Source organism: Arhodomonas sp. KWT, from assembly GCF_010993615.1.
Genome location: NZ_WNXE01000010.1, coordinates 40,769 through 47,460 on the forward strand (window position 1 = coordinate 40,769; position 6,692 = coordinate 47,460).

The 6,692-nt window shown below is 71.9% G+C and carries 7 protein-coding genes; 6 read left to right on the forward strand and 1 reads right to left on the reverse strand.

The window, feature by feature from the left end:
- Nucleotides 1-466: hypothetical protein (locus G7A99_RS03890; protein ID WP_205599723.1), on the reverse strand; the 466-nt coding region annotated here is incomplete at its 3' end.
- A gap of 232 nt (nucleotides 467-698) precedes the next feature.
- Between G7A99_RS03890 and G7A99_RS03895 the strand changes: the two genes are divergently transcribed.
- The 6 genes from G7A99_RS03895 to G7A99_RS03920 form a co-directional block, all read left to right on the forward strand.
- The gene (locus tag G7A99_RS03895; RefSeq protein WP_163138931.1) at nucleotides 699-1,484 is read left to right on the forward strand and encodes an SDR family oxidoreductase; all 786 of its coding nucleotides are present in this window, start codon (nucleotides 699-701) and stop codon (nucleotides 1,482-1,484) included.
- 120 nt (nucleotides 1,485-1,604) lie between these two features.
- On the forward strand, nucleotides 1,605-2,834 hold the full coding sequence (locus G7A99_RS03900) for a styrene monooxygenase/indole monooxygenase family protein (RefSeq protein WP_018718638.1): 1,230 nt from the start codon (nucleotides 1,605-1,607) through the stop codon (nucleotides 2,832-2,834).
- Between the two features lie 3 nt (nucleotides 2,835-2,837).
- Nucleotides 2,838-3,467 carry a flavin reductase family protein gene (locus tag G7A99_RS03905; protein WP_163138932.1) on the forward strand — a complete coding sequence of 210 codons (630 nt, stop codon included), beginning with the start codon at nucleotides 2,838-2,840 and terminating at the stop codon, nucleotides 3,465-3,467.
- Nucleotides 3,468-3,503: 36 nt separating this feature from the next.
- Nucleotides 3,504-4,436, forward strand: coding sequence for a transporter (locus tag G7A99_RS03910; protein WP_163138933.1), 933 nt, complete (start codon nucleotides 3,504-3,506; stop codon nucleotides 4,434-4,436).
- Between the two features lie 26 nt (nucleotides 4,437-4,462).
- On the forward strand, nucleotides 4,463-6,058 hold the full coding sequence (locus G7A99_RS03915; RefSeq protein WP_163138934.1) for an NAD(P)/FAD-dependent oxidoreductase: 1,596 nt from the start codon (nucleotides 4,463-4,465) through the stop codon (nucleotides 6,056-6,058).
- A gap of 76 nt (nucleotides 6,059-6,134) precedes the next feature.
- Nucleotides 6,135-6,692 (forward strand): LysR family transcriptional regulator (locus tag G7A99_RS03920; RefSeq protein WP_163138935.1); only part of this gene is annotated, 558 nt, incomplete at its 3' end.

Below are 6,692 nucleotides of genomic sequence, written 5' to 3' on the forward strand. Positions count from 1 at the left end.
AGTCGAAACGCGGGACGCCCGGAGCGGCGCCACCGAGAAGCGCCTGGACGTAGCCGCTCATCACCTCCCGGCGCACCTGCACCAGCAGCTTGCCGCAGTCGCCGCTCCAGCACATGCGCACCCGTCCGGCGGGGCCGAGCAGCGTCCCCCGCCGGGGACCGGCGGAGACGCTCTCGCCGCCGCAGGTAATCTCCGCACCGCCGGCGAGCGGGAGCTGGAGGAGGTAGTACGAGCCCAGTTCGCCAGGGTCGATGGACACGGTGGCGCCGTAGCGCAGGTAGTTCACGCTCACGCCGCCGAGGTCGACGCGGTTGTGGTGGGCGTCGAGGTCCGCCGGCCCCCGCACCGGCGCCAGCCGGTGAGCGGAGAACACGCGGGCGACGCACTCCCGCGCCTCGTCGACGTCGCCCGTCTCGAACAGGCCGTAACCGGCCAGCGGCAAGGCGCCGCCCGGAGACTCGGTCATGATGCCTCTGCCTCCGCCGGCGGCCGCGAAACGGCCCCCGGCTCCTCCCCTTCGGAATCAACAACGACGCGGGGCTTTCCGCCCTTCTCCGCCCCCGTCCGCCGCTTCTTTGCGCATACCGGACAGCGGATGCGCAAAGCGGATTGTGGCCGGGCGGGGGCGCTGAAATATTTCAAACATAAAACAACGAAACGCGACGGGACGTCAACGACCCGCGAGGAGGAAGAGGCTCATGGCATCACTGGATAACAAAGTCGCCATCGTCACCGGCGGCGCCACCCGCATCGGCCGCGCCGTGGCCGCTGCACTGTGCGAGGCCGGCGCCCGCGTCACCCTCGCCGACATCGACACCGACGGCGGTGAGAGCGCGGCGCAGGCCATCGGCAACGGCGCACGCTTCATCGCCACCGACGTCACCGACGACGAGGCGATCCGCCGCTGCGTGGACACGGTGGTCTCCCGCGACGGCGGCGTGGACATCCTCGTCAACCTGGCCTGCTGCTACGTCGACGACGGCGCGGACTCGACGCGCGAGGACTGGCACACCGCCTTCGACGTCAACCTCATCGGCGCGGTCATGATGCTGCGGGCGGTGCGCCCCCACATGCGCGGGCGCGGCGGCGGCAGCGTCGTCAACTTCGGCAGCATCAGCGCCAGGGTCGCCCAGTCCGGGCGCTGGCTCTACCCCGCCACCAAGGCCGCCATGCTCCAGCTCACCCGCTCCGCCGCGGTGGATCTCGCCGGCGAGGGCATCCGCGTGAACAGCGTCTCCCCCGGCTGGACCTGGTCCAACGTCATCGAGGCGCTCGCCGGCGGCGACCGGGAAAAGGCGGACCACGTGGCCGCGGACTACCACCTGCCCGGGCGCCTGGGCGAGGCCGGGGAGGTGGCGGCGGTGGTGCGCTTCCTGTGCTCGCCGGAGGCGAGCTTCGTCACCGGCGCGGACTACGCCGTGGACGGTGGCTACACCGCGATGGGACCCGAACAGGCCGCCGCGGCCATCACCCGGCTCGGCTAGGCCGGCGAATTCCGGCCCGGCGGCGAACCGCCCGCGCCGGACACCCCGCACGCGCCACCGCCGCTCACCCCCGGGCAATCCGGTGGCGGGTGCGGACCAGAACCTGAGGAGGAGAGAACCATGCGTCGCATCATGATCATCGGCGGCGGCCAGTCCGGGCTCCAGCTCGGCATCGGCCTGCTCGACAACGGCTACGGCGTCACCATCGTCTCCAACCGCAGCGGCGAGGACATCCGCAACGGCCGCGTCACCTCCAGCCAGTGCATGTTCGACGCCGCGCTCCAGCACGAGCGCGACCTCGGGCTGAACTTCTGGGAGGAGGACTGCCCGCCGGTGGAGGGGATCTCGTTCACCGTCCCCGCCGAGAACGGCGGCGGCAAGCAGCTCGAATGGGCCGGACGGCTGGACAGTTACGCCCAGTCCGTGGACCAGCGCGTGAAGATGCCGGCGTGGATGGAGGAATTCACCCGCCGCGGCGGTGACCTGCGCATCCAGGACGCCGGCGTCGAGGACCTCGAGTCCTACGCCCGGGACTACGACCTGGTGATCGTCGCCTCCGGCAAGGGCGAGATCGGCCGGCTGTTCGAGCGCGACGCCGAACGCTCGACCTTCGACAAGCCCCAGCGCGCCCTGGCGCTGACCTACGTCCACGGCATGACCCCGCGCCCGGAGCACTCCGCGGTGTGCTTCAACCTCATCCCCGGCGTGGGCGAGTACTTCGTCTTCCCGGCGCTGACGCTCACCGGCCCGTGCGAGATCATGGTGTTCGAAGGCGTGCCGGGCGGCCCCATGGACTGCTGGGGCGACGTGGACGGCCCCCGCGGCCACCTCGAGCGCAGCCTCGAGATCCTCGACGCCTACCTCCCCTGGGAGGCCGCACGCTGCCGCAACGTCGAGCTCACCGACGACCAGGGCACCCTCGCCGGGCGCTTCCCCCCGACGGTGCGCCACCCCGTGGCCCGCCTGCCCTCCGGCGCCGCCGTGATGGGCATGGCCGACACCGTGGTGCTCAACGACCCGATCACCGGCCAGGGCTCGAACAACGCCTCCAAGTGCGCCGCCGCCTACCTCGAGGCCATCCTCGCCCGCGGCGACGCCCCCTACGACACCGACTGGATGCAGGCCACCTTCGAACACTACTGGGACTACGCCCGCTACGTCGTCGACTGGACCAACGCCCTGCTCCAGCCCCCGGCCCCGCACATGCTGCAGCTGCTCGGCGCCGCCCAGGAGAACCCGGCCCTGGCCCGGCGCATGGCCAACGGTTTCAACGACCCGCGGGACTATTTCCCCTGGTTCATGGAGGCCGGGGCCGCCGAGGCCTACCTGGACGCCCTGCAGGCGGCGTAATCCATGGCGGCCGCGCCCGCCGGGCACGGCCGCCGCGAGCCCGAGACACCGGAGGACAACGCCATGGCCAACGCCAACATCCGCATGCAGCACACCCGGCACTTCCCGCCCCCGGCCAACGAGGGACTGTCCGCCTTCGCCCGCGACCACGCCGCACCGGCGGCGGACTTCAAGGGCGGCATGCGCCGCCTCGCCGGGGCGGTGAACATCGTCGCCACCGCCCACGAGGGCGAGCGCAACGGCCTCACCGCCACCGCGGTGACCTCGCTGTCCGCCGAGCCGCCGCGGCTGCTCGCCTGCGTGAACCTCGGCGGGCGGACCTTCCAGCTCATCGCCGCGAGCCGGCGCATGTCCGTCAACGTGCTCAGCCGCGAGCAGGAGACGGTCGCCCGGCGCTTCGCCGGCATGCTCGGCGAGCCCGGCGAGAACCCCTTCGAGGCGACGGCCTGGGACGTCTCCTCCCACGGCATCCCGATGCTGCGCGGGGCGCTGGCGAGCTTCGAGTGCGTCGTCGAGGAGATGCTGGTCACCCACACCCACGCGGTTCTCATCGGCGAGGTCAAGGAGGTCGTCACCAGCGAGCCGGAGAGCCCGCTGCTGTACATGAACGGCGCCTTCGGCGCGTTCGAGTGAACCGACTGACACAATAATCACGGGGAGGAGAGAACCATGACCCACTGCAACCGCCTCGTCGCGGCCGGCCTCGCCACCGCGATCGCCGCCGCCCTGCCCGCCGCCGCCTCGGCCGACGCCACGCAGCACTATGTCCCCGGCGTGGAGGGCAGCCTGGGGGCGTCGGTGCCGCCGCCGGGCTTCTACCTGCGCACCTACGGCGTGTACTACGACTCCGACAACGTCAAGGTCGACGCCATCAGCGACAACGACGGCGAGATCCCCGGCGGCGACGACAGCGCCACGGTCCGGGCGGTGGTGCCCCGCGCGATCTGGATCACCGACAAGCAGTTCCTCGGCGCGGACTACGGCATGGAGGCCATCGCCCCGATCCTGGACAAGGACGTCGACGCCATGGGCCTGAGTGAGAGCGACAGCGGCCTCGGCGACGTCTTCCTCAGCCCGCTGATCCTCGCCTGGCACGGCGAGCGCTACGACACGGTCCTCGCCGCCGGCTACTGGACCGACGCGTTCAGCGACTACGACGACGACAACCCCGTGGCCGCGGCGGCCTCCGTGGGCCAGGGCTACTCCAACGTGATGGTCACACTCGGCGGCACCTGGTATCTCACCGCCGACCGCACCTGGGCGGTCTCGCTGCTCAACCGCTACGAGACCATGGCCTCGGAGATCGAGGGCACCGACATCGAGCCCGGCGACAACTGGGTGGCCGAGTGGGGCATCAGCCACAGCTTCAACCCCGCGCTCACCGTGGGGCTGGTGGGCTACGACAGCTGGCAGCTCACCGAGGACGACGCCCCCGCGGGCGTGCCCACGCCCAAGGACGAGGTCCATGCCGTCGGCGGCCAGGTGACCTACCGCTCGAAGTCGCTGGGCATGAGCTTCGACGCCGCGCTCTACGACGAGTACCACAGCGAGCACCGCCCCGAGGGCACCACCGCTCGGGTGATCGTCACCATCCCGTTCTGATCCACGGAACGACAGGAGGCAGCGCCGTGAGCGATACCGCCAGAGACCGCAACGCCGACTGCGTGATCGTCGGCAGCGGCATCAACTCGCTGGTCTGCGCCGCGGGGCTCGCGCGCCGGGGCCGGCGGGTGATCGTGCTCGAACGCAACGACCGCCCGGGCGGGTGCATCCGCACCGAGGAGGCCACCGTGCCGGGCTTCCACCACGACACCCTCTCCGGCTTCCACCCCCTGTTCGTCACCTCGCCGGGGTATGCCGCCCTCGGCGAGGCCCTCCACGCGCAGGGCCTGGAGTACGCGAACACGGACACGCCCACGGGCGTGATCCTGCCGGACGGCAGCCACTTCATCCTCTCGCGGGATCGCGGGCGCAACATCGAGGCGATGAACGCCCTCGCCGCCGGCGACGGCGAGCGCTTCGACGCCGCCATGAACGCGGTCGCCGCCCACGCGGACACCACGTTCACCCTGCTCGGCAGCGAGCTCAAGAGCTGGGGCGTGGCGAAGACGCTGTTCCGCCATGGCCGCCGCGAGGGCCACCGCGGGCTGATCCGCTACTTCGGCGAGAGTATGGAGAGCGCGCGCACCTGGCTGGAGCGGACCTTCGAGTCCGGGCACCTCCGTGCCTGCCTCGCCCCATGGATCCTGCACACCGGCCTGGGGCCGGACAGCGCCCTGGGCGGACACATGCTGCGGCTCATCGCCTTCACCCTGGAGGGGGCGGGCATGCCGGTGGTCCGCGGCGGCAGCGAACGCCTGGTGGACGCCTTCCGCGGCGTGGTCGAGGCCAACGGCGGGCGCTTCGTCACCGGCGCCGACGTCGACCGGGTGGTCGTCGAGGGCGGCCGCGCCCGGGGCGTGGAAACCACCGCGGGCGAACGCTACACCGCCGGGCGCGCGGTGGTGTGCAGCACCACCCCCACCCAGCTCTACGGCCGCCTGCTCCGCGACGCCGCCGTGCCGGCGCGGGTGCGCGACGATGCCGCCCGCTACCGCTACGGACGCGGGTGCATGCAGATCCACCTCGCCCTCGACGAGCCCCCGGAATGGCCGGACCCGGCCCTGCACGAGGTCGCCATGCTGCACCTCACCCCGGGGCTGGACGGGGTATCCCGCGCGGTGAACGAGGCCGAGCGGGGACTGCTGCCGGCGGAGGCCTCGGTGGTGGTCGCCCAGCCCACCGCCCTGGACCCCTCCCGCGCCCCGGAGGGCAAGTGGATCCTCTGGATTCAGCTCCAGGAGCTGCCCCGTCACATCCGCGGGGATGCCGCCGGCAGCATCCCCGCACCCGCCGACGGTGCCTGGGACGAGGCCACCCGCGAGGCCTACGCGGACCGCATCGTCGCCCGCCTCGCGGCGCACGTCCCCAACCTGGAGCGCGCCCTGCTCGGCCGCCGCGTGCTCTCCCCCGCCGACCTGGAGGCCATGAACATCAACCTCGTCGGCGGCGATCCCTACGCCGGCGACTGCCAGGCGGACCAGTTCCTGCTCTGGCGCCCGCTCAACGACGGCGACGGCCACCGCACCTGCATCCGCGGGCTGCACCACATCGGTGCCTCCACCCACCCGGGACCGGGCCTGGGCGGCGTCTCCGGCCACCTGGTGGCCGAGCGGCTCGGGTGAGGCGCGATCGTTCCAATAAAAAACACTTTGATTTAGAGTCAAAGCAATCATCGGAAATGATGGATATGCCGGGACCATGGACATCCGCCAGCTGCGCTACTTCGCCGCCATCGCCGACGCGGGGTCCATCACCCGGGCCGCGGAGCAGCTCGACGTCGCCCAGCCGGCACTGAGCCAGCACGTCCGCCAGCTCGAGGAGGAGCTCGGCACCCAGCTGCTCGTGCGCAGCGTGCGGGGCGTGCGCCTCACTGAGACCGGCACCCGGCTGCTCGGCCACGCCCGCAAGCTGCTCAGCGATTTCCAGGCCATCCGCGACGACATCCAGGACACCGAGGCCCGCCCCGCCGGACCGACCCACATCGGCATCCCCACCTCGCTGGGCATGCTGCTGAGCGTGCCCCTCGCGCTGCAGGTGCGCCGCGAGCTGCCGGAGGTCCAGCTGCGCATCGCCGAGGGCCTGTCCGGCCACACCCTGGAGTGGCTGCGCCAGGGCAACCTCGACCTGGCGCTGGTCTTCGGCGCGGAGACCGTCTCCGGGCTGGCAATGGAGCTCATCGCCACCGAGGAGCTGCACGTGGTCGGCCCGGCGGGGGACGAACGCCTCTCCGCCCTGACCAGCGGCCCGGAGGGCAAT